The sequence below is a fragment of the Pseudomonas sp. 10(2024) genome (assembly GCF_045164175.1).
Classification (GTDB): domain Bacteria; phylum Pseudomonadota; class Gammaproteobacteria; order Pseudomonadales; family Pseudomonadaceae; genus Aquipseudomonas; species Aquipseudomonas alloputida.
In genome coordinates, this window is the sequence record NZ_CP174006.1 from 938,797 (window position 1) to 963,287 (window position 24,491).

A 24,491-nucleotide genomic window follows, 5' to 3' on the forward strand; every position below is an offset into this window, starting at 1 on the left:
TCTGCGCAGTGGCCCGTCAGACAAGAGGCCAACCGATCAAGAACAAGGAGCCGATCCACCATGCGCCGATTCCCTGGCCACCCCGTCCTCAGCCCGCTAGCCCTGGCCTTGCGCCTTTCCTGTGCCGGGCTGGCCCTATCCGTTGCGGCCCTGCCGGCCGTCGCCGAGGAGGCCGCCCGCCTTAGCTTCGAAGTGCCCGCCGGCAACCTGGCCCAGGCGCTTGGTAGCTATGCCCAGCAAGCCGCCGTGTCGCTGGCCTTCACCCCCGAAGCACTGGCCGGCCTGCAAAGCAACGGCCTGCATGGCCTGTATTCGGTGGACAGCGGTTTTGCCGTGTTGCTGGCCGGCAGTGGCTACCGGGTAGAGCGTAGCGATAACGGCTACCGGCTGGTGGCCGAGCCGCAAGCGGCGGTGAGCAGTGACGCGATGGAACTTGGCGTGACCACAGTAGCCGGGCAGGGCATGGGCCAGAGTACCGAGAACACCGGCTCCTACGCACCGGGCCTGATCAGCGTTGGCTCCAAGACCCCGACCAGCCTGCGCCAGACGCCGCAATCGGTGTCGACCGTGACCCGCCAGCTGATTGAAGACCAGCAACTGACCGACATCAACCAGGCGATGAAAGTGACGCCGGGCATCGTCACCCAGAGCACCACCTTCCGCACCCAGGACTTCATCTCGCGTGGTTTCAGTATCCAGAACCTGCAGATCGACGGCGCTGCACCGCAGGCGCTGGGTACCGCCATGGGTTCGTTCTATTCGTCGAACATCTTCGAACTGGCCGAGTTCGACCACATCGAGGTACTGCGTGGTACTGCTGCGTTGTATGGTGGCTCGGGTGACCCGGGTGGCATCATCAACATGGTGCGCAAGCGGCCGACTTCCTTTAACCAGCTGAAGCTGACCCTGTCGGCCGGTAGCTGGGACAACTACCGCCAGGAGTTCGACCTGTCCGGCCCGCTGGGCTGGGATGGTCGCGTGCGCGGCCGCCTGGTGATGTCCAACACCGATCGCCAGTACTTCACCGACAACCGCGCCACCGAGCGGCCGTTGGTGTATGGCGTGCTGGAGGCGGACGTTACGGACGACACCATGCTCACCTTCGGTGCTCGCTACAACAAATCCCACGAAACCGGCAGCAACAGCGCGGTGCCGCGCTACAGCAATGGTGCTGACCTGAACCTGCCACGGCATACCGGCCTGACCAAGAATTGGGCCTACCTCGACGCCACCGCGCGCGAGTACTTCGCCAAGGTGGACCACCGATTCAACGACGACTGGAAGCTCAACCTCAGCTACACCAACACTTGGGACCTTGGGCTGTTCAAGACGGCGACCACCCTGAATGCAGTAGACCCGGTGACCAATACCGGGGCGACCTGGTACGGCACCTCGACCCGCCAGGAGAACGAGCAGCACCTGTATGACGGTAACGTCTCTGGCCACTTCCAGGCCTTTGGTCTGGACCATGAAGTGGTCTTCGGTGCCGATTACCAGAAGATCGACAGCCGGTGGCTGGGTACTGCGCCTTATGCCGCCTCGGGCGCGCCGGCCAACGTGTTCGACCCCGACAGCTCGGCGTTCGACGACCCCGGCAACGGGCGTGACTACAAGCGCGACTACAGCCCCAACTCGCAACGCCAGTATGGCCTGTACGGCAGCCTGCGTTTGCAGCTGGCCGAACCCCTGCACCTGATTGTCGGGGCGCGTGCACAGCGTTTCCACTTTTGGCAGACCTACACCAACAACCTGACCTCGCCAGCAAGTATCTCCAGCCCGGAGCAGCGTATAGGCACGAAGGTCACCCCGTTCGGTGGCCTGGTCTACGACCTTGACGATCAATGGTCGACATACGCCAGCTATTCGGAAATCTACAAACCGCAGTCCAGCCGAATCAGCGGCCCTGCGCAAAGCGGTTCGCCGCTTGAGCCCATGACCGGCAAAACCTACGAAACCGGCCTCAAGGGTGAGTTGTTCAACGGCGCACTCAACGCCAGCGTGGCGCTGTACTACAGCACCCGCGAAAACGAAGCGGTGCAAGACCCGAACTTCCTGGCCACCAACGCCGGCTTCTCGGGCAGCTGCTGCTATGTGTCCAACGGTAAGGTGGTGAGCAAGGGCATCGACATGGAGCTGTCTGGCGAGCTGCTGCCGGACTGGATGCTGGTGGGGGGCTACACCTTCAACCTGAACCGCAACCGTAGCGCCGATGCACCGCTGAGCACGGTGATGCCAAAGCACCTGTTCAAGCTGTACAGCACCTACCGGCTGCCGGGTATCCTCAGCGACTTCAAGGTCGGCGGTGGCGTGCAGGTGCAAAGCGCCACGTACATGAGCGGTACAGTGAATCGCTACGACAGCAGCGGCGCGCTGGTTGAGCGAAACGTACCGTTCGACTTCGACCAGAGCGGCTATGCGATCTGGAACGCGTTGGTCGAATACCGTGTCGATGATCACTGGAACGTCACGCTCAACGGCAACAACCTGTTCGACAAGAAGTACTACGAAACCGTGGGTACTTCGACCTATGGCAACTACTATGGTGAGCCACGCAACTTCATGGTGACCCTGCGCGGCACCTATTGAGGGTTTGGAAGCGGGGCAGGGCCTGGGTTAAGGTCGTAGGCTGTCCCGTTTCTCTCAGGAATCCCCTTTGCCCGCTTTCTACCTGAGTATCAGCCTGCTGCTGTATTTGCTCGCCCTGTTCTTCGATGGCGCGCTGATGAGCGGCGAGCGTCATATGCCGGCCCTGCAGATGCTGCTGTACGGGCCTTGGGGCATGCCGTTCGGCTTGTACCAATGGTTTGCCAACCCGCTGCTGGCCCTGGCCATCCTTGCTCATCGGCGGTTTCGCCGGCTGGCCTTGCTGGCCGGGCTTGGGGCGGCGTATCTGGCAGCCAGCAGTTTTGGCATCGACCGCTTGCCGGATAACAGCAGCTATGAATTTCATGACCTTACCGGCTTTGGTGCTGGCTTTTACCTGTGGCTGGTATCGATGGTGATGTTTTGCCTGGGGCAAGCCTGGTTTTGCTGGAAGGCGCGAAGGGCTGACGACGTGCCAGGCTGGAACTGGCTTGATGTCGCGTTGATTGCCGCCCTGGGGGTAACGTTGTATGCAGCGACGCAAATGCCCTCGCTGCGCTTCGAGCCAGGCAAGGTGCTGATGCCCCCGGAGCAGCCGCAGACGCTTTGATACCCACAAGGAGGGTTAGCATGATCAAGCATTACCTGGCAGGTCTGGCACTGGCTTGCGTGCTACCGGTAGCGATGGCGGACGATTACACGGTGGCCTACGGGCAGTGCATGGACAAGGCCTCCAGCACCGTGGCCATGAACGCGTGCATCGGGGCCGAAACGCAAGTGCAGGACCAGCGGTTGAACCGGGTGTACAAGCAGTTGATGGGCAAGCTGGATGCCGGGCAGCAGAAGAGCCTGCGGGATGTGCAGCGCAAGTGGCTGGCCTACCGTGATGGCAATTGCCAGTTCCATGTACAGGCCAGTGGCGGGACCCTGGCGCAGCTGGAAGGTGGCAACTGCATCATGGACATGACCCGCGACCGCGCTGCGGAGCTGGAGCGGGTGCTTAGCCCGGGGCAGTAACGCCTGTTCAGGCATGATTGGCCTACATTTGCAGGCGCGGGTTCAGTCGCGAACATCGGCTTTGCCGGTGTCATGCACCGCGTTGCCTTCTTCGCGGGTAAACCCGCTCCTACAGGGTGCTGGTTCTATTTGCGCGGTTGGCGCAGCGCCCGGGCCTTGAGGTACTCGCGTACTTCCACGGCATCCCCGGCAAACTCGATGCGCTCGGCCTTGGCTGCGCGCTGGTAGGCATACATCGGGTCGTAGTACTCGTTCAGCAAGCCTTCGATCCAGCCCCGGTGCAGGTCTACTGCGCCGCTGCGCTGCTGCTCTTCCAAGGCTTCGCGCAGCATCTCGGACAAGCGCTGATGGCGCTCTCCACCTAAACGCTTGTAGATATTGGCCATGCTCTGCAGCATGCGCTCGGCAAACAGCCGGGGACCGTCTTCTTCGCCATGCACGGCCTTGAACTCGGCGCTCAGGTTGACCACGTAGTCGCGCAGGATGCGCTCCACGCGGTTGGTGAAGCTGTCTTCAAGCCACACCAGCGGGTAATGCTGCATGCCTTGGTACAACTCCAGCGGCACCGTGCAGCTGCCAACAATGCGGCCTTCATCTTCCAGAACGAACTGCCCGATACCGCGGGCGCGCTTTTTCAGCACGTCGATTGCCAGCTGGTTTTCAAAGTCGATCTGCGCCGGTTGTGCCGTGGCGCGCTTGCCGAAACTGGAACCGCGATGGTTGGCGTGGCCTTCAAGGTCGAGCACGTTGTCCAGCTGGTGCAGCACATCGGTCTTGCCAGTACCGGTCAGTCCACCGACCAGTACGAAATCACATTGCTCCACCGCTTGCTGGGTTGTCTCCAGCAGGAAGGTACGCATGGCCTTGTAGCCGCCTTTGACACGCGGGTACTGAATACCCGCCTCATCGCGCAGCCAGCCCTGCACGATCTGCGATCGCAGGCCACCACGGAAGCAGTACAGGTAACCGTCAGGGTGCGCCTTGGCAAACGCTGCCCAGGCCTCCAGACGGGCTTGCTTGGTGGCGCCACTGACCAGTTGGTGGCCCAGGGCGATGGCGGCGGCCTGGCCCTGCTGCTTGTAGCAGGTGCCGACCTTCTGCCGCTCCTGGTCGTTCATCAGCGGCAGGTTTACCACGCCAGGGAAGGCGCCTTTGGCGAATTCGACGGGGGCGCGCATGTCCATCATCGGCACGTTGTCGAGGAACAGCTGACGGAAGTCGGTGCAGTCGGGGCGCATCAGATCACCTCGACCGCATGGCTCTGTCGCTCGACCAGCTTGCCGATCGGGGACAGTTTCAGGCCCAGTTCGGCAGCCACGGCGAGGAACTCGGCTTCACCCTCCGGGGCAACAGCTACCAGCAATCCACCGCTGGTCTGCGGGTCGCACAGCAGGTGCTTCTGGTCGTCGCTCAGGGCGCCGATCTTGTGCCCGTAGCTGTCGTAGTTGCGCAGGGTTCCACCGGGGATGCAGCCCTCGGCCAGGTAGTGGTCGACGCTAGCCAGGCGTGGCACGGCGGCGTAGTCCAGGTGCGCGGTGAGGCCGCTGCCTTCGGCCAGCTCGACCAGGTGGCCGAGCAGGCCGAAGCCGGTGACGTCGGTCATGGCCTTGACCCCGTCCAGCTTGCCGAAGCGGCTGCCCGGCGTATTGAGGGTGCACATCCAGTCACGGGCCAGGCCTTGGTCTTGCACGCGCAGCTTGGCCTTCTTTTCGGCAGTGGTGAGGATGCCGATGCCCAGGGGCTTGGTCAGGTACAGCTGGCAGCCTGTGCTGGCGGTGTCGTTGCGTTTGAGGTGGCGTTTACTGACCACCCCGGTGACGGCCAGGCCAAAGATCGGCTCGGGCGCGTCGATCGAGTGGCCGCCGGCCAGCGGGATACCCGCTTCGGCGCACACCGCTCGGCCGCCGCGGATGACTTCGCGGGCGACTTCCGGCGGCAGCACGTTGACCGGCCAACCGAGGATGGCGATGGCCATCAGCGGGTCGCCGCCCATGGCATAGATGTCGCTGATGGCGTTGGTGGCGGCAATGCGGCCGAAGTCGTAAGGGTCATCGACGATCGGCATGAAGAAGTCGGTGGTCGAGACCACGCCGCGCTCGTCGTCCAGCGCGTACACTGCTGCATCGTCGCGCGATGCGTTGCCGACCCACAGTTTCGGGTCCAGGGCCTGGGTGCCGCTTTCGGCAAGGATCACGTCCAGCACCTTGGGGGAGATCTTGCAACCACAGCCGGCGCCATGGCTGTACTGGGTCAGGCGAATCGGCTCGCTCATACGCACCTCTGCAGGTCAAATTGTTGCGCGATTGTAGCAAAGCTGGCCTTTAGGCCCTTGCCTCTTATAATTCCCGGTGTCGGCAAATGTGTCGGCACTTCCCCGCTATTGAACCGGAGAACACCCATGCTCAACCGCCCCCTGGCGCTCGCCGCCGGCCTCGTGCTGTCTTGCTGTGCCGCTGTCGTTCAGGCCGCAGAAACCCTGCGGGTCAGCGCCATCCCCGACGAAGCGCCGACCGAACTGCAGCGCAAGTTCAAGCCTTTGGGTGAGTACCTGGCCAAGCAACTGGGCATGGAGGTGAAGTTCGTACCCGTGGCGGACTACCCGGCGGTGGTCGAGTCGCTGGCCGCAGACCGCCTCGATCTGGCCTGGCTGGGGGGCTTCACGTTCGTTCAGGTGCACCTGAAGGACCCGACCGCCACACCACTGGTACAGCGTGAGCAGGACGCACAGTTCACCTCCAAGTTCATCACCGCCAACCCCGACGTGAAGAGCCTGAGCGATCTGAAGGGCAAGTCGTTTGCCTTCGGTTCCATTTCGTCTACTTCGGGCAGCCTGATGCCGCGTTACTTCATGCTCAAGCAGGACAATATCAAGCCTGAAGAGTACTTCAGCCGCGTGGCCTATTCTGGCGCCCATGATGCCACCGTGGCCTGGGTGCAGGCTGGCAAGGTCGATGGTGGCGTGCTCAACGCCAGCGTGTGGCAAAAGCTGGTGGATGCCGGCAAGGTCGACACCACCAAGGTGAAGGTGTTCGCCACAACCCCAACCTACTTCGACTACAACTGGACCGTGCGCGGCAACATGGACCCGGCGTTGAAACAGAAAATCAAGAAAGCCTTCCTGGACCTCGACCCGAGCAACCCGGAGCATAAGGCGATCCTTGACCTGCAGGCCGCCAGCCGCTTCATCGAGACCAAGCCTGAGAACTACAAGGGCACCGAACAAGCTGCACGCGAGGCCGGCCTGCTCAAGTGACAGCTTCGAATGCGGCAATTCATCTGCACGGTGCCAGCCTGCGCCATGGCCAGGTACGCGCGCTTGATGCGGTGAGCCTGCGTATCGCGCAGGGCGAGCGTGTCGCCATCATCGGGCCGTCGGGGGCGGGCAAGTCCAGCTTGCTGCACCTGATGGCCACGGCCATCCAGCCCAGCAGTGGGCGCCTGGAGTTGCTTGGCGAGCAGCCTTGGGCACTGTCGGCAAGGGCACGCCAGCGACTGCGTGCGCGGGTTGGCCTGGTGCATCAGTCGCCGCCTTTGCCACCGCGTCAGCGGGTGGTGACCGCCGTACTGGCGGGTCGCCTGGGGCAGTGGGGGACGCTGCGCGGCTTGCTCAACCTGCTGTATCCCAGCGATGTGCCGGGGGCGCGCCAGGTGTTGGCTGAACTGGGCCTGGCCGACAAGCTGTTCGTGCAGTGTGGGCAGTTGTCCGGTGGCCAGTTGCAGCGGGTGGGCATTGCTCGGGCGATGTACCAGCGTCCGCAGGTGCTGCTGACCGACGAACCGGTGTCGGCCATGGACCCGGTGTTGGCCGACCACAGCCTGGCCTTGCTCAATCGCCATGCCCAGGCCACTGGCGTGACGTTGGTGGCGAGCCTGCACGCCGTAGAGTTGGCGCTGGCGCATTTTCCGCGGGTGATTGGCATTCGGGAAGGGCAGGTTGTGTTCGACTGCCCGGCCGAAGCGGTCACCGAGCAACTGCTGGACGCGCTATACGCCAACGAACAACTGGCTCCGCCGCCAACCCAGGGGCCGACCCTGACCGTGCAGATTCCGCGATGCTGAAGGCCGACGCCCGCGACCCCGCGCTGCTGCCACGGTTGCTGCTGGCCCTGTTGGCGGTAGCAGTACTGTGGCCGGCTATCCAGACAAGCGAACTGAACCCCGGGGTGCTGTTGCAGGCGGACAACCGTCAGCAGATTGCCAGCTTTACCAGAGCCTTCTGGCCGCCGGCACATGATGCCGATTTTCTTGCACTGCTGTATGAAGCCACCTTGCAGACCCTGGCCGTGGCGACTGCCGGCATGGCGCTGGCGTTGTTGTTGGCGATCCCTGCTGGCTTGCTGGCCAGCCGTGCCTTGTCCTTGCGTGCTGCTTCACGCGGCGGGCGGGCCGGGTTGTGGTCGCGACTGTTGCGCCTGCCGGTGCGTGGGCTGCTGATTTTCCTGCGTAGCGTGCCGGAGATCGTCTGGGCGTTGCTGTTCGTGCGCGCCGTGGGGCTGGGGCCGACGGCGGGCGTACTGGCTATCGCCATCACCTACAGTGGCATGCTCGGCAAGGTTTATGCCGAAATATTCGAGTCGGTCGACCAGCGCCCGGCGCATGCCTTGTTGCAGGCGGGCAGTGGCCGGCTGGCGGCGTTTCTCTACGGCATCCTGCCCAATGCTGCCTCCGAAGTGGTGTCGTACACCGTGTACCGCTGGGAGTGCGCGGTGCGGGCTTCGGTGGTGATGGGCTTTGTCGGTGCTGGCGGGCTGGGCCAGCAGATCGACCTGTCGATGCGCATGTTTGCGGGTGCGCAAGTGGCGAGCATGCTGTTGACGTTCTTGTTGCTGGTGATCCTGGCCGACCTGCTCAGCCGCCTGCTGCGCTGGAGGCTGGCATGAACCGGGTGATCAACTGGGTGCTGTTGGGTGCCATCGTGTCAGCGGTGGTGGCCTCGTTCGCATACCTGGAGCTGGACCTGCACGCGCTGGTCGGCAATGGCGGGCTGGGGCAGATGGGCGAGTACGCCGGGCGCTTCCTGCAGCCGGATCTGTCTGCGGGGCACCTCAAGGCGGTGTGGCGCGGGGCGCTGGAAACCCTGGCCATGTCTGGCATGGGCACCTTGTTGGCAATGGTATTGGGGATGTTGCTGGCACTGCCGGCGGCGGGGCGCTTCGGTTGGCCGTTGCAAGGGGCCGCGCGTTTGCTGCTCAATGCCTTGCGTGCCATTCCTGAACTGGTGTGGGCAGCGCTGACTGTGCTGGCGGCTGGGCTGGGGCCGAATGCCGGTACCCTGGCTTTGGCGTTGCACACCGCTGGCGTGCTGGGGCGTTTGTTTGCCGAGGCGCTTGAGAACGCCCCGCCCGAGCCTGCGGCGGCGATCCGTTTGCAGGGGGGCAGCCAGGTGGCGGCGTTCTGCTTTGGTACCCTGCCCAACCTGTGGCCGCAGTTGCTGGCCTACAGCTTGTACCGCTGGGAGAACAACATCCGCATGGCCAGCGTGCTCGGGTTCGTCGGGTCGGGCGGGTTGGGGCAGATGCTGTACACCACTTTGAGCCTGTTCCAGGAGGCCCAGGCCAGCACGGTGATCATCGGTATGCTGGTGTTGGTGTTGCTGGTGGATGTGTCGAGTGATGTGTTGCGTCAGCGCTATGTGCGGGCCTGACGGAAAGCCCGGGCTGCAAAGCAGCCCCGACATCTCTCAGGCGTCTACAGCCTCGGCACACTGCGCCTCCCGCTGCATCGACTCCAGGTTACGCTCGATCGTCTCGCATATGGTATCCATCTGGATCTGATGCTCGCTGAACCTGAACGGGCTCTGCAAGTCCGTGCCGATCCGCTCGATGGCCAGCAACATGAACCCTACCACCGTCGACGCCAGCGGCGTGAACCAGCCCAGCGACTCCACAAGCCCCACCGGCACGATCAGGCAGAACAGGGTGATGAACAGCCGTGGGAAATACACATAGGGGTAGGGCAATGGCGTATTGGCAATCCGCTCCATGCCGCCCTGGGCGTTAGACAGGTCTACCAGCGTCGACTCCAGCCGCGCCAGACGAATGCTGTCCAGTCGCCCGGCCTGGTATTCCCGCGCCAGCAAGGCTGCCGAGCCGCCGAGAATGTCATTGGCGAAATTGTTCGAGCGGTTGCGCCGTTCAAACTCCGCCGGGGGGATGAAGGCCATCAGCTCCTCCGGGCAGCTTTCGCCTTTCAAGTGCGCCGCCAGGCAGTTCACATAGGCGATATGCCGGCGCAGCAGGGTGGCCTTGACCGGGTTCAGGCCGTCATCCGGGTCATCGATCAGCGTCAGCGTCTGCCGGGCGAAGCTGCGCGAACTGTTCACCAGCGCCCCCCACAGGGTGCGAGCTTCCCACCAGCGGTTGTAGGCGCTGCTGTTGCGAAAACTCACCAGCACCACCAGGGCTGAGCCCAGCAGGGTCAACGGGATCAGTGGCAGGGTGAACTTGCTGTTCAAGAACAGCATGAAATCGAGGGTGACCAGCACATCCCAGATCAGCAGCCAGAACAGCGACCAACCGATATAGCCGATGGTCTTCACCACCAGGCGGTACTTGCGGGTGATGACGTCTTTCACGCGGGGGTACCTCGAAACGCGGGGGATGCAGGATGGGACGCCGAGGCTCGTCGAAGGTTCGAGGGTTGAGTGTTGCAAGGGATTTTGTAGCTGAAACGAAGGGAAAACTCCGACCAGCCTATCAGATGTGCCTGAATTCCTGATTCAGCTCGAAAACGACAGAGTGGGTCACTTCAATCCTTGAAAGGGTGTATCCATAAGGATACGGCTGGGTGACCACTTGATGTTTCTCGTTGAACAGAGGAAAGCTTTGCCGCTTGGCTACTGCCACCCAGGCCGCCGACATCCTCAAAGCCAGAAAGCTGCTGAAGGAGATGAAATGAGCGAAAAATTGATCCCGTTTGATATGGCAGTCTTGTTGAGCAGCGATGAGGCAATCAGTGAATACCTTAGCCAGGTGCTATCAGATGGCGATACCGAGGAAATCATTCGAGCACTTGGCCATATCGCTCGTGCACGGGGCATGACACATATTGCTACGGAGAGTGGGCTGGGTAGAGAAAGCCTGTACAAGGCGCTGAGCCCTGGCGCGAAGCCTCGTTTTGACACTGTATTGAGGGTCATTCGTGCTCTGGGGGTGGACCTTCTCGTTCAGCCACATGCAATGACCCGCTGATCCAGTTCGGTTAAGTCAGTATTTGCTTCATCTGCACCAACGCTACCCGCGTGCCGTCCCACGCCTGCCGCTCCTCGATGCCGAACGGTGTGAAGCCCAGCTGTGGGTAAAGCAGCAGGCCGGCGGTGTTGTGATTGAAACATGACACCCAGACCTCCCGGGCGCTGTACTGCTGGCGGGCGAGGTCGATCATTGCCGTTACCAGATAACGCGCTACACCAAGGCCGCGGGCGCCGGGGGCCACCACTACGTTGCCCAGGGCACATAGGCCGCCATGTTCGGCTTTGTAGAAATTGGCGAAGGCCAGGACAGCGCCGTCACCTTCCACTACCGTGGAGCCGCTGCGTTGGGCTATGGCGTCGCTCAGTTGGTTGGGGGTGAGGGGGTAGGTGGCTTTGGGGAACATGTAGAACAGTTCGTCCGGGCTCTGCGGGAAGCTGCAGATAACGGGGATGTCTTCTGGCCGGATGGGGCGGTGGGTCAGGTGCATGGCAGGTCCTTCTCGCGTTGGCTGGCAGGGCCTCTTCGCGGGTTTACCCGCGAAGAGGCCATCAGCCTCACATCATAGGCCGCTTTCCATCCAAAACAGCGCCCCGATTCACGGCTTGGCGGCCACCGCCACGTAGCCTTTGACCGCAGCTGGCGCCCTCGGCTTGGCCTTGTGCGCCAACAGGTACTGATAGCGCCGCCATTCCTTGTCGATCTCGTTGAATGACATGAATACGCTGATGCGCGCCTTGCCCGCCAGGTCCGGGCGCTTGCCGGCGTCGATCTCGCTGGTGGGAATTATGGCGACGTTGATGCCTACCACCTTGCCGTCATCTGCAAACACAGGCCCACCCGACATGCCCTTGGTGATCGGGCCGTCATGTACTGAGTAGAAGACACTGCCAGGCGTACCTTCAAGCCGTACCAGCGATGACAGGGCATGGCCCTTGCCCTGCATCGGCATCATGAAACTGTTGAAACCCACCGCCGTCACTGCCTCCCCCGGCACGTACTGGCGCCAGTGCGGCACGTTACTGGCCTTGTGCTTGAAGAACACCACGTCACCCAGGCCCTCGTGGACCACGTTGCGCAGGAAGGGGGTGTGTTTGGCGGTGACTGCGTAATCCTCGTTCCACTGGATGGCGCTGGCCATCAGCAACATGGGCAGCGGGGCACCTGAGGTAACCACGAACGCCTGGCTGTAGACGGGATCTGAAACGTACGACGTTGGCACTCCATTGCACCCACTGAGCAGCATCATTGCCGCCATGCAGGGCGCGATTGTTTTCATGGGACACACATTGCGTGGAGAAAGGGGAGCGCCACTATGGCGAAGTGCCATTACGCTAACAATACTTTCGGAATATATCTGACGAATGACAGCTTAAGTGCTAGCGCAAGGCGCGGCCAATAGAATGCAGGTATGGGGGGAGGCGCGGGAGTCAGGGGGGCGGCGTCAACGACGTGCGTGAATCGCAGGCACAAAAAAACCGACCGTAAGGTCGGTTTTTTCCGGATTTGGTGCCCCGAGGGAGACTCGAACTCCCACTCCTTTCGAAAACGGATTTTGAATCCGCCGCGTCTACCAATTCCGCCATCAGGGCGTGGCGCGCAGTATAAAGAGGTGCCGCTGGTCGGTCAATCGGCTTTCATGGTCAATTTTCACACATTGGGCTAAACTTCCCGGCCCTGCCGAACCGAACATCATCATGCGCGTCGCCGATTTTTCCTTCGAACTCCCTGATTCCCTGATCGCCCGCCACCCGTTGGCCGAGCGCCATGGCAGCCGTCTGCTGGTGCTCGATGGGCCTACCGGCGCGCTGGCGCACCGGCAATTCCCCGACTTGCTCGACTATCTGCGCCCCGGCGACCTGATGGTGTTCAACAACACCCGGGTGATCCCGGCGCGGTTGTTTGGCCAGAAAGCCTCCGGCGGCAAGCTGGAGGTACTGGTCGAGCGCGTACTCGACAGCCACCGGGTGCTGGCCCATGTGCGTGCCAGCAAGGCGCCCAAGGTAGGCGCGGTCATCCTCATCGATGGCGGTGGCGAGGCCGAAATGGTCGCGCGCCATGACACGCTGTTCGAGCTTCGCTTCACCGAAGAGGTGCTGCCGTTGCTCGACCGTGTCGGCCATATGCCGCTGCCGCCCTATATCGACCGCCCGGACGAGGGCGCCGACCGTGAGCGCTACCAGACCGTGTACGCCCAGCGCGCCGGCGCGGTTGCCGCGCCTACCGCAGGCCTGCACTTCGACGAGGCGCTGCTGGAAAAGATCGCCGACAAGGGCGTCGAGCGCGCCTTCGTCACCCTGCATGTGGGCGCCGGCACCTTCCAGCCGGTGCGGGTCGACAAGATCGAAGACCACCACATGCATAAAGAGTGGCTCGAAGTGGGCCAGGATGTGGTCGATGCCATCGAGGCCTGCCGGGCCCGTGGTGGGCGGGTGATTGCGGTTGGCACCACCAGTGTGCGTTCGCTGGAAAGCGCCGCGCGTGATGGCGTGCTCAAGGCCTTCAGTGGCGACACCGACATCTTCATCTACCCGGGCCGGCCGTTCCATGTGGTCGACGCCCTGGTCACCAACTTCCATCTGCCGGAGTCCACGCTGCTGATGCTGGTCTCGGCTTTCGCCGGCTACCCCGAGACCATGGCTGCCTACGCAGCGGCGGTCGAGCACGGGTACCGCTTCTTCAGTTACGGTGATGCCATGTTCATCACCCGCAATCCGGCGCCACGCGGGCCCGAGGATCAAGCATGAGTCGCACCTGTCGAATGTCCTTCGAACTGCTGGCCACCGACGGCAAGGCCCGTCGTGGTCGCATCACCTTCCCACGTGGCACCGTGGAAACCCCGGCATTCATGCCGGTGGGTACCTATGGCACGGTCAAGGGCATGCTGCCACGCGATATCGAGGCCATCGGCGCCGAGATGATCCTCGGCAACACCTTCCATCTGTGGCTGCGTCCGGGCACCGAGGTGATCAAGAAGCACAACGGCCTGCACGATTTCATGCAGTGGAAAGGCCCGATCCTCACCGACTCAGGTGGTTTCCAGGTATTCAGCCTGGGTGCCATGCGCAAGATCAAGGAAGAGGGCGTGACCTTCGCATCGCCGGTCGATGGTTCCAAGGTGTTCATGGGCCCGGAAGAGTCGATGCAGGTTCAGCGTGACCTGGGCTCGGACGTGGTAATGATCTTCGACGAGTGCACCCCGTACCCGGCCGAGCACGATGTGGCACGCACCTCCATGGAACTGTCGCTGCGCTGGGCCCAGCGCTCGAAGAACGCCCATGCCGACAACACCGCAGCGCTGTTCGGCATTGTCCAGGGCGGCATGTACCAGGACCTGCGCATGCGCTCGCTGGAAGGCCTGGAAAACATCGGTTTCGACGGCCTGGCCATTGGCGGCCTGTCGGTGGGCGAGCCCAAGCACGAGATGATCAAGGTGCTGGATTACCTGCCGGGCCAGATGCCTGCTGACAAACCTCGTTACCTTATGGGGGTAGGCAAACCGGAAGATCTCGTTGAGGGTGTGCGCCGCGGCGTCGACATGTTCGACTGCGTGATGCCGACGCGTAACGCGCGCAACGGTCATCTGTTCGTCGATACAGGGGTGATCAAGATCCGCAATGCGTTCCATCGTCACGATGAATCGCCGCTGGATCCGACCTGTGACTGCTATACCTGCACCAACTTCTCGCGCGCCTATCTCCATCATCTGGACAAATGCGGCGAAATGCTGAGCAGCATGCTGAATACCATCCACAACTTGCGCCATTATCAGCGCTTGATGGCCGGTTTACGCGAGGCTATTCAACAGGGTAAATTGGCCGCCTTTGTCGACGCCTTCTACGCCAAGCGCGGGCTTCCTGTACCGCCCTTGGACTGACTGTCCGCATCCATTATTAGAAAATTACATTAGGAGTGCCCAATGAGCTTCTTCATCCCCGCCGCATACGCGGACGCTGCAGCACCTGCCGCTGGCCCAGCCGGTACCGGCTTCGAGTGGATTTTCCTGGTCGGTTTCCTGGTCATCTTCTACCTGATGATCTGGCGCCCGCAGGCCAAGCGCGCAAAAGAGCAGAAGAACCTGCTGAGCAACTTGCAGAAAGGTGACGAAGTTGTCACTAACGGCGGCATCGCCGGCAAGATCGTCAAGGTTTCCGATGACTTCGTGGTGCTGGAAGTGTCCGACACTGTCGAACTGAAGTTCCAGAAGGGTGCCATTGCTGCGACCCTGCCAAAAGGTACGCTCAAGGCTATCTGAGTTACCGGTTTTATTTTCCAGTCGGGGCGCGCAACGCGCCCCGCGTCTTGAACGGGCGGCGTGATGCTGAACAAATATCCTCTGTGGAAATATGCACTGATCGTGCTGGTACTGGTGGTCGGTTTCATTTATTCCGCTCCCAACCTCTACCCGGATGACCCGGCGGTACAGATCAGCGGTGCCAGCTCGGCGCTGCAGGTGAATCAGGCCGACCTCGATCGCGTCAGCAAGGCGCTGGTCGATGCCAAGATCGCTGTCAAGGGCGCAAGCCTGGGTGAAAAGGGCAGCGGGCTGATCCGCCTGACCAATCAGGAAGACCAGTTGCCAGCCAAGGATGTCGTGCGCAAGGCACTGGGCGATGATTACGTCGTGGCCCTGAACCTGGCCCAGACTACCCCGCAATGGCTGCGCAACCTGGGCGCAAGCCCGATGAAACTGGGCCTGGACCTGTCTGGTGGTGTGCACTTCCTGCTGGAAGTGGACATGGACAAGGCCATGACTGCCCGCATGAAAGTCTACGAAGGCGAGGTCAAGACCTTGCTGCGCAAAGAGCGCGTCCGCTACCGCAGCCTGCCTCAGCAGGATGGCGGCATCATGCTGGGCTTCGCTGACGATGCCACCCGCGAACAGGCACGTGCCCTGATCCGCAAGAATTTCAATGATTTCGACCTGACCACCACCGAGCGCAACGAGCTTGCGGTGCTGCGTCTGGCGCTGACCCAGGCGAAAGTCGCCGAGATCCGCGAATACTCGATCAAGCAGAACCTCACCACCGTACGCAACCGCGTGAACGAGCTGGGTGTGGCAGAGCCCCTGGTACAGCGCCAGGGCGCCAACCGTATCGTGGTCGAGCTGCCTGGCGTGCAGGACACTGCCGAAGCCAAGCGTATCCTCGGTAAAACGGCCAACCTGGAGTTCCGCTTCGGTGCTGAACCAGGTGCCTCCAAAGCCACTACCGAGGTGTTCGAGTTCCGTGAGGGCGGCCGCTCCGCCGCAGTCGAGCGGGGCCTGATCATCACCGGTGACCAGGTCACCGACGCCCAGGCCAGTTTTGACGAGCATGGTAGCCCGCAGGTGAACATCCGTCTGGATGGTCACGGTGGCGAGCTGATGAGCCGCGCAACGCGCAGCAACGTTGGCCGTAGCATGGCGGTGATCTTCATCGAGCAGAAGCCAGTCACCCGTTACGTCAAGCAGACTGTCGGGGGCGTCGAGAAGGACGTTGCCGTACAAAGCTTCGTCGAAGAGAAGAAAATCATCAGCCTGGCGACCATCCAGTCGCCGCTGGGCAGCCAGTTCCGCATCACCGGCCTGAACGGCCAGGGTGAATCGTCGGAACTGGCATTGCTGCTGCGTGCCGGTGGTCTGGCCGCGCCGATGTACTTCGCTGAAGAACGTACCATTGGCCCAAGCCTGGGTGCCGATAACATCACCAAGGGTATCAACGCGTCGCTGTGGGGCATGCTGTTCGTCTCGCTGTTCATCATCGCCATCTACCGCGCCTTCGGCGTGCTGGCCACCATCGCCCTGGCGGGCAACATGGTGCTGCTGCTGGCGTTGATGTCGCTGCTGGGGGCGACCCTGACCCTGCCGGGTATTGCCGGCATCGTGTTGACCATGGGTATGGCGGTGGACGCCAACGTGCTGATCTTCTCGCGTATTCGCGAAGAAATCGCGGCTGGCATGTCGGTGCAGCGCGCCATCCACGAAGGCTTCAATCGCGCCTACTCGGCAATCGTCGACGCCAACCTGACCACCCTGTTGGTCGGCGGCATCCTGTTTGCCATGGGTACCGGCCCGGTCAAAGGCTTTGCGGTCACCATGTCCCTCGGGATTTTCACCTCGATGTTCACTGCCATCATGGTGACCCGTGCATTGGTCAACCTGACCTGTGGCGGGCGTGACATCAAGAAGCTGTGGGTTTGAGGGAGCTGCGATGAAAACCATCAATTTCATGGGCGTGCGCAATGTCGCGTTCGCCGTCACCGTGCTCCTCACCGTGTTGGCGCTGTTCAGCTGGTGGCAAAAGGGCCTGAACTTCGGGCTGGACTTCACCGGGGGCACGCTGATCGAGCTGACCTACGAGCGCCCGGCCGACGTCAAGGCTGTGCGTGCCGAGTTGGTCGAATCCGGCTTCAACGAGGCCGTGGTGCAGAGCTTCGGTGCTACCACTGACCTGCTTGTGCGCATGCCTGGCGACGATCCCATGCTGGGTAACAAGGTAGCTGAAGCCCTGCAGAAGGCCGGAGGTGACAACCCGGCGAAGGTCAAGCGTGTCGAGTTCGTCGGCCCTCAGGTGGGTGAAGAGCTGCGTGACCAGGGTGGCATAGGCATGTTGCTGGCCTTGGGCGGCATCCTCATCTACCTGGCGTTCCGTTTCCAGTGGAAGTTCGCCGTGGGGGCGATCGTTTCGCTGATCCACGACGTGGTGGTAACGCTGGGTATCCTGTCGTTCTTCCAGATCACCTTCGACCTGACGGTGCTGGCGGCGGTGCTGGCGATCATCGGTTACTCGCTGAACGACACCATCGTTGTGTTCGACCGGGTACGTGAAAACTTCCGCGTCATGCGCAAGGCCTCGTTGATCGAGAACATCAACGTATCCACCACCCAGACCCTGCTGCGTACCGTCGCCACTTCGGTTTCGACCTTGCTGGCCATTGCCGCGCTGCTGTTCTTCGGGGGTGACAACCTGTTCGGTTTCTCGTTGGCTCTGTTCATTGGTGTCATGGCCGGTACCTACTCGTCGATCTATATCGCCAACGTGGTACTGATCTGGCTGAACCTGAGCAGCGAGGATCTCATTCCGCCGGTCAAGGCCGAAGGTGTGGACGAACGTCCGTAGGTTTTTCCTGCGCCGTTTGGCGATGAAAAGGCGCGAGTGTTGAACTCGCGCCTTTTTTTTTGCTCCAAGGCTGGGAGAAGCGCGGGTTCACACCCGCTGGTACGATCAGGAGGTTCACGTGAATAAATCAATGCTGGTGGGTGCGGTGCTGGGTGCTGTCGGTGTAACTGCCGGAGGTGCTGTGGCGACCTACAGCTTGGTGAACAAAGGCCCCGAAGTCGCCCAGGTGACTGACGTGCAGCCGATCAAGCAGCAGGTGAAAACCCCGCGTGAAGTTTGCAAGGACGTGACTGTGACGCGCCAGGCGCCGGTCAAGGATCAACACCAGATTGCCGGTACCGTGGTCGGTGCGTTGGCAGGTGGTCTGTTGGGTAACCAGATTGGTGGCGGTACCGGCAAGAAGATTGCCACGGTGGCCGGTGCGGTCGGTGGTGGTTATGCGGGTAACAAGGTGCAGGAAGGCATGCAGGAGCGTGATACCTACACAACCACGCAAACCCGCTGCAACACGGTCAACGACATCAGTGAGAAGGTGGTGGGCTACAACGTGACCTATTCCATCGGTGATCAGGTAGGCAAGGTGAAGATGGATCGCGAACCGGGGTCGACCATTCCGTTGGACAAGAATGGCAAGTTGATCCTGAGCGAGACTGGGCAGTAATTTGCGTTGTCTGTACGGGCCTCTTCGCGGGTAAACCCGCTCCTACAGGGGCAATGCGATCCATGTAGGAGCGGGTTTACCCGCGAAGAGGCCGGCACAGGCCACGCAAAACCACCAAGCACAAAAAAAGCACCTCAAGAGGTGCTTTTTGTTTGCCGGCAATCTGCGCTTAGCGCTTCATGCTTTCTGGCAGGTGCGGCTGGATGGCAGTCAGTACCGCCTTGAAGCACTTGATGTTGCCTGCAACGATGTGACCTTTGTCGAGGAAGTCGTGGCCGCCGTTGAAGTCGCTCACCAAGCCACCGGCTTCCTGGATCAGCAGTACGCCAGCTGCCATGTCCCATTCGGACAGGCCCGACTCCCAGAAGGCGTCGAAGCGGCCAGCAGCCACATAGGCCAGGTCCAGGCTGGCGGAGCCGGCGCGGCGGATGCCGGCGGTCTGGCCGGTCAAGGCGCGGAACATGCCCAGGTAGTTGTCCATGTCCGCCATCTGGCCATCACGGAACGGGAAGCCGGTGCCCAGCAGGGCGCCTTCCAGGCTTGTGCGCGAGCTGACGCGCAGGCGGCGGCCATTGAGTTGGGCGCCACGGCCACGGCTGGCGGTGAATTCTTCCTGGCGAACCGGGTCGACGATCACGGCGTGCTCAAGGCGGCCGCGGTATTTGCAGGCGATGCTGACGGCGAAGTGCGGGATGCCGCGCAGGAAGTTGGTGGTGCCGTCCAGCGGATCGATGATCCACAGGTAATCTTTGCCTTCTTCGCCGCTACCCGCGTGCAGGCCGGTTTCCTCGCCCTGGATGGAGTGGTTCGGGTAGGCCTTGCGCAGGGCGTTGACGATGCTCTGCTCGGCGGCGCGATCGACTTCGGAAACGTAGTCCTTGGCCTCTTTCTCATCGACCTTGATGCTATCCAGGCGTTCGATGGAGCGGAAAATCAGTTCACTGGCGCTGCGAGCGGCGCGCAGGGCGATATTCAGCATAGGCTGCATGGGCGGGTCACCTGGAGATGTTAAAGAAGAAAGCCGATCATTCTAGCAGAAAACTTTGGCGGCAGAAGTGTCACATTTGCTTTCATGGCGTTACGTCTGTCGGTTCTGTAAGATCGAAGGCCCTGATTCCTGCATCTGTGAGCACAACACCTTGCTGCAAAATATTCGTGTTGTTCTGGTCAATACCAGCCACCCCGGCAACATCGGCGGCGCTGCGCGTGCCATGAAAAACATGGGCTTGTCGCGTCTGGTGCTGGTGCAGCCGAAAGAATTCCCCGCCGTGGATGCCAGTGCCCGTGCTTCGGGCGCCGACGATGTGCTGGATAACGCCCAGGTGGTCGACAGCCTCGAACAGGCGCTGGTCGGCTGCAACCTGGTGATGGGCACCAGCGCCCGCGAGCGCAGCATTCCCTGGCCGTTGATCGGCCCGCGTGAATGCGGTGCCAAGGCGGTGGAGCATGCCAATGGCGGCGAGGAAATCGCCCTGGTGTTCGGGCGCGAGCACGCCGGCCTGACCAACGAAGAACTGCAGCGATGTCACTTCCACGTGCACATTCCCTCCAACCCCGACTTCAGCTCGCTGAACCTGGCGGCTGCCGTGCAGGTGCTCTCCTACGAGGTGCGCATGGCCTGGCTGGCTGCCGGTGAAGCACCGGGCAAAGTCGAGAAGGTTGACGCCGCTGAGCTGGCGACCATGGATGAAATGGAGCTGTTCTACGACCACCTGGAGAAAACCCTGGTGGGCATCGGCTTCCTCGACCCCGAAAAGCCCAAGCACCTGATGCCGCGCTTGCGCCGGCTGTATGGGCGGGTGGCGGTCGAGCGTTCGGAAATGAGCATTTTGCGCGGCATCCTCACCGAGACCCAGAAAGTGGTCCGGGGCGAGCCGCATAAACGGAAGGACTGACAGATGTTCGAACGCCTGCGTGAAGATATTCAAAGCGTATTCCACCGTGACCCGGCTGCACGCAATGCCTTTGAGGTGCTCACCTGCTACCCCGGCATGCATGCCATCTGGCTGCACCGCCTGGGCAATGCCCTGTGGAGGCGTGATTTCAAATGGCTGGCCCGGCTGGTGTCGAACTTCGGTCGCTGGCTGACCGGTATCGAAATCCACCCTGGTGCCACCATTGGCCGGCGCTTTTTCATCGACCACGGTATGGGCATCGTCATTGGCGAAACCGCCGAGATCGGCGATGACGTCACCCTGTACCAGGGGGTGACGCTCGGTGGCACCAGCTGGAACAAGGGCAAGCGCCACCCCACCTTGGAGAACGGCGTGGTGGTAGGGGCGGGTGCCAAGGTGCTGGGGCCTTTCACGGTCGGCGCCGGCGCCAAGATTGGTTCCAATGCGGTGGTCACCAAGGCAGTACCGGCCGGGGCTACCGCGGTAGGCATTCCGGGGCGGATCATCGTCAAGAGCGAGGACACCGAAGTCGAAGCCAAGCGTAAGGCAATGGCCGAGAAGATCGGCTTCGACGCCTATGGTGTCAGTGGCGACATGCCCGACCCGGTAGCGCGGGCCATCGGCCAGATGCTCGATCACCTGCAGGCCGTCGACGAACGGTTGGAGGGTATGTGTGGCGCGCTGACCAAGATGGGCAGTGACTATTGTGCCAAGGAACTGCCGGCCTTGCCGGAGGACGACTTCAGCGAGGCTGCCCAGGTGGCCCAGCGCGACACTCAGCCGCATTGATCGCGCCGCACTGAAGCCATGGTGGCATGCGGGGCGTGTGCTCACGCCCCTCGTCTGCTACAATCGCGCCCGCCTCCCAGATGCAATCCCGACTAAAGCAGTAGGTCTAATAGTTGACTTAAATGCTCGGGAATCGCATACTCGCACACATCCTGAAACTCCCGTGGTACCCAATAGCCATGCGACTGACTACCAAAGGCCGATACGCCGTGACCGCCATGCTCGACCTGGCGTTGCACGCGAAGCATGGGCCGGTGTCTTTGGCCGATATTTCCGAGCGCCAGGGCATTTCCCTCTCTTATCTGGAGCAGCTGTTCGCCAAGCTGCGCCGCAGCAGCCTGGTTTCCAGTGTGCGCGGTCCAGGCGGTGGCTACCAGCTGTCGCGGGGCATGGAAACCATCCAGGTGGCCCAGGTTATCGACGCGGTCAACGAATCGGTCGATGCCACCCGTTGCCAGGGGCTCGGGGACTGCCATGCCGGTGATACCTGCCTGACCCACCACCTGTGGTGCGACCTCAGCCAGCAGATCCATGAATTCCTCAGCGGCATAAGCCTGGCCGACCTCGTCAAGCGCCGTGATGTGCAGGAAGTCGCCCAGCGCCAGGACCTGCGCCGTGTCGCAGGACGAACCGCCCAGCTGGACAAGATTGAGACGTCTGCCGTCGATTGACCCCCTGGGACGACGAGCGACGCCACCGCCTGATAGGAGAGACAAATGAAGTTGCCGATCTACCTTGATTACTCTGCGACCACTCCGGTCGACCCACGCGTGGCCCAGAAGATGGCCGACTGCCTGCTGGTCGACGGGAACTTCGGTAACCCGGCCTCGCGCTCCCACGTCTTTGGCTGGAAGGCCGAGGAAGCGGTGGAGAACGGTCGTCGCCAGGTTGCCGAGCTGATCAACGCCGATCCGCGCGAAATCGTCTGGACCAGCGGTGCCACCGAGTCCGACAACCTCGCGCTCAAAGGTGTCGCGCACTTCTATCAGACCAAGGGCAAGCACATCATTACCTCCAAGATCGAGCACAAGGCGGTCCTGGATACCGCTCGCCAGCTGGAGCGCGAAGGTTTTGAAGTCACTTACCTGGAACCAGGCGAAGACGGCATCGTCACCCCGGCCATGGTAGAAGCGGTGCTGCGCGACGACACCATCCTGGTCTCGCTGATGCATGTGAACAACGAAGTCGGCTCGATCAACGACATTGCCGCCATCGGTGAACTGACCCGTTCGCGCGGCGTACTGTTCCATGTCGACGCCGCCCAGTCGGCCGGCAAGGTCGAAATCGACCTGCAAAAGCTGAAAGTCGACCTGATGTCGTTCTCGGCGCACAAGGTCTACGGCCCGAAAGGCATCGGCGCGCTGTACGTCAGTCGCAAGCCGCGTGTACGTCTTGAAGCCATCATTCACGGCGGCGGTCATGAGCGCGGCATGCGTTCGGGCACCCTGCCGACCCACCAGATCGTCGGCATGGGCGAAGCCTTCGCCATTGCCAAGCAGGAAATGGTTGCAGAAAACGCACGCATCAAGGCCCTGAGCGACCGCTTCTTCAAGCAGGTCTCAAACCTTGAAGAGCTGTACGTCAATGGCAGCCAGACTGCGCGTGTACCGCACAACCTGAACCTGAGCTTCAACTACGTCGAAGGCGAATCGCTGCTGATGTCGCTGAAAGACATCGCCGTATCGTCCGGTTCGGCCTGTACCTCCGCGTCGCTCGAGCCGTCCTACGTACTGCGTGCTCTGGGCCGCAACGACGAGCTGGCGCACAGCTCGATCCGCTTCTCCTTCGGCCGTTTCACCACCGAAGAAGAAGTCGACTACGCCGCGCAGAAAGTCTGCGAGGCCGTCAATAAACTGCGTGAGCTGTCGCCGCTGTGGGATATGTACAAAGACGGCGTTGACATCTCCAAGATCGAGTGGGCCGCCCACTAAGCAGTCGCCGGCAAGAGCGGCTCCCTGATGAGGAAGGAATTGCACCATGGCATACAGTGAAAAGGTCATCGACCACTACGAAAACCCGCGCAACGTCGGCAAGATGAATGCCGAAGACCCGGATGTCGGCACCGGCATGGTCGGCGCCCCGGCCTGCGGTGACGTGATGCGTCTGCAGATCAAGGTCAACGAGCAGGGCGTTATCGAAGACGCCAAGTTCAAGACCTACGGCTGCGGTTCGGCCATCGCTTCCAGCTCCCTCGCCACCGAGTGGATGAAGGGCAAGACCCTGGATGAGGCCGAAACCATCAAGAATACCCAACTGGCCGAAGAGCTGGCGTTGCCGCCGGTCAAGATCCACTGCTCGGTACTCGCCGAAGATGCCATCAAGGCAGCCGTACGCGACTACAAGCAGAAGAAAGGCTTGATCTAAGTCGCCTGTTGCAAGGTAAGGAGTTCTGATGGCTATCAGCATGACAGAAGCCGCCGCCAACCACATTCGCCGCTCCCTCGACGGGCGCGGCAAAGGTGAGGGCATTCGCCTGGGCGTGCGCACCACCGGTTGCTCGGGTCTGGCCTACGTGCTGGAATTCGTCGACGAACTGGCGGACGAAGACCAGGTGTTCGAAAACCATGGCGTCAAGGTGATCATCGATCCCAAGAGCCTGGTCTACCTCGATGGCACCGAACTGGATTTCGTCAAGGAAGGGTTGAACGAAGGCTTCAAGTTCAACAACCCCAACGTGCGCGGTGAGTGTGGCTGCGGCGAAAGCTTCAACGTTTGAGGCTGGCTGTGGGTACTCCTTGTCATTACGCATTGTTTGACCTCCAGCCAAGCTTCCGTCTGGATCTCGACAAGCTGGCCACTCGCTATCGCGAGCTGGCCCGCGAAGTCCATCCTGATCGCTTTGCCGACGCCTCCGAGCGTGAGCAGCGTATAGCGCTGGAAAAATCCGCGGCCCTCAACGACGCTTACCAGACGCTGCGCAGTGCGCCGCGTCGCGCGCGCTACCTGCTGGCCATCAGCGGCCACGAAGTGCCCCAGGAGGTCACGGTCCACGACCCTGACTTCCTGCTGCAGCAGATGCAGTGGCGTGAAGAGCTCGAAGAACTGCAGGATGAAGCCGACCTTGACGGTGTCGGCGTGTTCAAGAAGCGCCTGAAGGCCGCCCAGGACACGCTGAATGAGGACTTTGCCGGCTGCTGGGATGCCCCGGGCGAGCGCGACAAGGCTGAACGCCTGATGCGCCGCATGCAGTTCCTCGACAAGCTCGCCCAAGAAGTGCGCCAACTGGAAGAGCGCCTCGACGATTAACCCCGGTGCT

At 61.8% G+C, this 24,491-nt stretch carries 27 protein-coding genes and 1 tRNA gene; 21 read left to right on the forward strand and 7 right to left on the reverse strand.

Features of this window, described 5'->3' with window-relative positions:
* Nucleotides 1–60 precede the first annotated feature (60 nt).
* From ACI7M0_RS04175 to ACI7M0_RS04185, 3 genes are all read left to right on the forward strand, one after another.
* On the forward strand, nt 61–2,586 hold the full coding sequence (locus ACI7M0_RS04175) for a TonB-dependent receptor (RefSeq protein ID WP_104960804.1): 2,526 nt from the start codon (nt 61–63) through the stop codon (nt 2,584–2,586).
* A 67-nt stretch (nt 2,587–2,653) separates the two neighbouring features.
* The gene (locus tag ACI7M0_RS04180) at nt 2,654–3,193 is read left to right on the forward strand and encodes a hypothetical protein (protein ID WP_104960805.1); all 540 of its coding nucleotides are present in this window, start codon (nt 2,654–2,656) and stop codon (nt 3,191–3,193) included.
* 20 nt (nt 3,194–3,213) lie between these two features.
* Nucleotides 3,214–3,600, forward strand: coding sequence for a lysozyme inhibitor LprI family protein (locus tag ACI7M0_RS04185; RefSeq protein ID WP_129932830.1), 387 nt, complete (start codon nt 3,214–3,216; stop codon nt 3,598–3,600).
* Nucleotides 3,601–3,725: 125 nt separating this feature from the next.
* Here the strand turns inward: ACI7M0_RS04185 and mnmH are convergent, their stop codons facing one another.
* Both mnmH and selD read right to left on the reverse strand, forming a co-directional pair.
* Complete coding sequence (mnmH, locus tag ACI7M0_RS04190) at nt 3,726–4,838, reverse strand: tRNA 2-selenouridine(34) synthase MnmH (protein WP_129932831.1); 1,113 nt, start codon at nt 4,836–4,838, stop codon at nt 3,726–3,728.
* Nucleotides 4,838–5,872, reverse strand: a complete 1,035-nt coding sequence (gene selD, locus ACI7M0_RS04195; RefSeq protein WP_129932832.1) for a selenide, water dikinase SelD — start codon at nt 5,870–5,872, stop codon at nt 4,838–4,840. Before selD ends, mnmH begins: the two co-directional genes overlap by 1 nt.
* Nucleotides 5,873–5,998: 126 nt before the next feature.
* Between selD and ACI7M0_RS04200 the strand changes: the two genes are divergently transcribed.
* From ACI7M0_RS04200 to phnE, 4 genes are read left to right on the forward strand one after another with little or no spacing between them, the layout of a single operon-like run.
* Complete coding sequence (locus tag ACI7M0_RS04200; RefSeq protein WP_010952054.1) at nt 5,999–6,853, forward strand: putative selenate ABC transporter substrate-binding protein; 855 nt, start codon at nt 5,999–6,001, stop codon at nt 6,851–6,853.
* Nucleotides 6,850–7,659, forward strand: a complete 810-nt coding sequence (locus ACI7M0_RS04205; protein ID WP_129932833.1) for a phosphonate ABC transporter ATP-binding protein — start codon at nt 6,850–6,852, stop codon at nt 7,657–7,659. The genes ACI7M0_RS04200 and ACI7M0_RS04205 overlap by 4 nt, the downstream gene beginning before the upstream one ends.
* Entirely contained in the window at nt 7,653–8,480 is an 828-nt protein-coding gene (locus ACI7M0_RS04210) for an ABC transporter permease (protein ID WP_129932834.1), read from the forward strand. The genes ACI7M0_RS04205 and ACI7M0_RS04210 overlap by 7 nt, the downstream gene beginning before the upstream one ends.
* Nucleotides 8,477–9,244 carry a phosphonate ABC transporter, permease protein PhnE gene (gene phnE, locus ACI7M0_RS04215; RefSeq protein ID WP_129932835.1) on the forward strand — a complete coding sequence of 256 codons (768 nt, stop codon included), beginning with the start codon at nt 8,477–8,479 and terminating at the stop codon, nt 9,242–9,244. Before ACI7M0_RS04210 ends, phnE begins: the two co-directional genes overlap by 4 nt.
* A gap of 36 nt (nt 9,245–9,280) precedes the next feature.
* Here phnE and ACI7M0_RS04220 read toward each other — a convergent pair whose 3' ends face one another.
* Entirely contained in the window at nt 9,281–10,174 is an 894-nt protein-coding gene (locus ACI7M0_RS04220; RefSeq protein WP_129932836.1) for a bestrophin family protein, read from the reverse strand.
* Nucleotides 10,175–10,493: 319 nt separating this feature from the next.
* On the opposite strand from ACI7M0_RS04220, the gene ACI7M0_RS04225 reads away from it, so the two are divergent.
* Nucleotides 10,494–10,790, forward strand: coding sequence for an addiction module antidote protein (locus tag ACI7M0_RS04225; protein ID WP_129932837.1), 297 nt, complete (start codon nt 10,494–10,496; stop codon nt 10,788–10,790).
* A 10-nt stretch (nt 10,791–10,800) separates the two neighbouring features.
* Here the strand turns inward: ACI7M0_RS04225 and ACI7M0_RS04230 are convergent, their stop codons facing one another.
* The 3 genes from ACI7M0_RS04230 to ACI7M0_RS04240 all read right to left on the reverse strand — a co-directional run bounded on the left by ACI7M0_RS04230 (nt 10,801) and on the right by ACI7M0_RS04240 (nt 12,382).
* Nucleotides 10,801–11,280 (reverse strand): GNAT family N-acetyltransferase, encoded by a 480-nt coding sequence (locus ACI7M0_RS04230; protein ID WP_129932838.1) that lies wholly within the window; start codon nt 11,278–11,280, stop codon nt 10,801–10,803.
* Between the two features lie 108 nt (nt 11,281–11,388).
* A complete protein-coding gene (locus ACI7M0_RS04235) occupies nt 11,389–12,036 on the reverse strand; it encodes a trypsin-like peptidase domain-containing protein (RefSeq protein ID WP_029615322.1) in 648 nt (215 codons plus the stop codon).
* Nucleotides 12,037–12,297: 261 nt separating this feature from the next.
* Nucleotides 12,298–12,382: transfer RNA gene (locus ACI7M0_RS04240), tRNA-Leu, on the reverse strand.
* A gap of 105 nt (nt 12,383–12,487) precedes the next feature.
* Between ACI7M0_RS04240 and queA the strand changes: the two genes are divergently transcribed.
* From queA to ACI7M0_RS04270, 6 genes are all read left to right on the forward strand, one after another.
* Nucleotides 12,488–13,537, forward strand: coding sequence for a tRNA preQ1(34) S-adenosylmethionine ribosyltransferase-isomerase QueA (gene queA / locus ACI7M0_RS04245; protein ID WP_004576301.1), 1,050 nt, complete (start codon nt 12,488–12,490; stop codon nt 13,535–13,537).
* Between the two features lie 14 nt (nt 13,538–13,551).
* Nucleotides 13,552–14,667, forward strand: coding sequence for a tRNA guanosine(34) transglycosylase Tgt (gene tgt / locus ACI7M0_RS04250; protein ID WP_014589748.1), 1,116 nt, complete (start codon nt 13,552–13,554; stop codon nt 14,665–14,667).
* A 42-nt stretch (nt 14,668–14,709) separates the two neighbouring features.
* Entirely contained in the window at nt 14,710–15,045 is a 336-nt protein-coding gene (gene yajC / locus ACI7M0_RS04255) for a preprotein translocase subunit YajC (RefSeq protein WP_003248556.1), read from the forward strand.
* Between the two features lie 63 nt (nt 15,046–15,108).
* Entirely contained in the window at nt 15,109–16,971 is a 1,863-nt protein-coding gene (gene secD, locus ACI7M0_RS04260) for a protein translocase subunit SecD (protein WP_020189973.1), read from the forward strand.
* A gap of 10 nt (nt 16,972–16,981) precedes the next feature.
* Nucleotides 16,982–17,890 carry a protein translocase subunit SecF gene (gene secF / locus ACI7M0_RS04265; protein WP_010952062.1) on the forward strand — a complete coding sequence of 303 codons (909 nt, stop codon included), beginning with the start codon at nt 16,982–16,984 and terminating at the stop codon, nt 17,888–17,890.
* 118 nt (nt 17,891–18,008) lie between these two features.
* Nucleotides 18,009–18,551, forward strand: coding sequence for a glycine zipper 2TM domain-containing protein (locus ACI7M0_RS04270; protein WP_129932839.1), 543 nt, complete (start codon nt 18,009–18,011; stop codon nt 18,549–18,551).
* Nucleotides 18,552–18,720: 169 nt separating this feature from the next.
* Here ACI7M0_RS04270 and suhB read toward each other — a convergent pair whose 3' ends face one another.
* Nucleotides 18,721–19,539, reverse strand: a complete 819-nt coding sequence (suhB, locus tag ACI7M0_RS04275; RefSeq protein WP_003248548.1) for an inositol-phosphate phosphatase — start codon at nt 19,537–19,539, stop codon at nt 18,721–18,723.
* Nucleotides 19,540–19,690: 151 nt separating this feature from the next.
* On the opposite strand from suhB, the gene trmJ reads away from it, so the two are divergent.
* The 7 genes from trmJ (at nt 19,691) to hscB (ending at nt 24,481) form a co-directional block, all read left to right on the forward strand.
* Nucleotides 19,691–20,446, forward strand: a complete 756-nt coding sequence (gene trmJ, locus ACI7M0_RS04280) for a tRNA (cytosine(32)/uridine(32)-2'-O)-methyltransferase TrmJ (RefSeq protein ID WP_004576300.1) — start codon at nt 19,691–19,693, stop codon at nt 20,444–20,446.
* 3 nt (nt 20,447–20,449) lie between these two features.
* On the forward strand, nt 20,450–21,235 hold the full coding sequence (cysE, locus tag ACI7M0_RS04285) for a serine O-acetyltransferase (protein WP_010952064.1): 786 nt from the start codon (nt 20,450–20,452) through the stop codon (nt 21,233–21,235).
* 179 nt (nt 21,236–21,414) lie between these two features.
* Entirely contained in the window at nt 21,415–21,906 is a 492-nt protein-coding gene (iscR, locus tag ACI7M0_RS04290) for a Fe-S cluster assembly transcriptional regulator IscR (RefSeq protein ID WP_003248542.1), read from the forward strand.
* 45 nt (nt 21,907–21,951) lie between these two features.
* Entirely contained in the window at nt 21,952–23,166 is a 1,215-nt protein-coding gene (locus ACI7M0_RS04295; protein WP_003248541.1) for an IscS subfamily cysteine desulfurase, read from the forward strand.
* 46 nt (nt 23,167–23,212) lie between these two features.
* Nucleotides 23,213–23,599 (forward strand): Fe-S cluster assembly scaffold IscU, encoded by a 387-nt coding sequence (gene iscU / locus ACI7M0_RS04300; protein WP_003248539.1) that lies wholly within the window; start codon nt 23,213–23,215, stop codon nt 23,597–23,599.
* A gap of 28 nt (nt 23,600–23,627) precedes the next feature.
* A complete protein-coding gene (iscA, locus tag ACI7M0_RS04305) occupies nt 23,628–23,951 on the forward strand; it encodes an iron-sulfur cluster assembly protein IscA (protein WP_003248536.1) in 324 nt (107 codons plus the stop codon).
* A gap of 8 nt (nt 23,952–23,959) precedes the next feature.
* Nucleotides 23,960–24,481 carry a co-chaperone HscB gene (gene hscB / locus ACI7M0_RS04310; RefSeq protein ID WP_010952065.1) on the forward strand — a complete coding sequence of 174 codons (522 nt, stop codon included), beginning with the start codon at nt 23,960–23,962 and terminating at the stop codon, nt 24,479–24,481.
* The last annotated feature ends 10 nt before the right edge of the window (nt 24,482–24,491 follow it).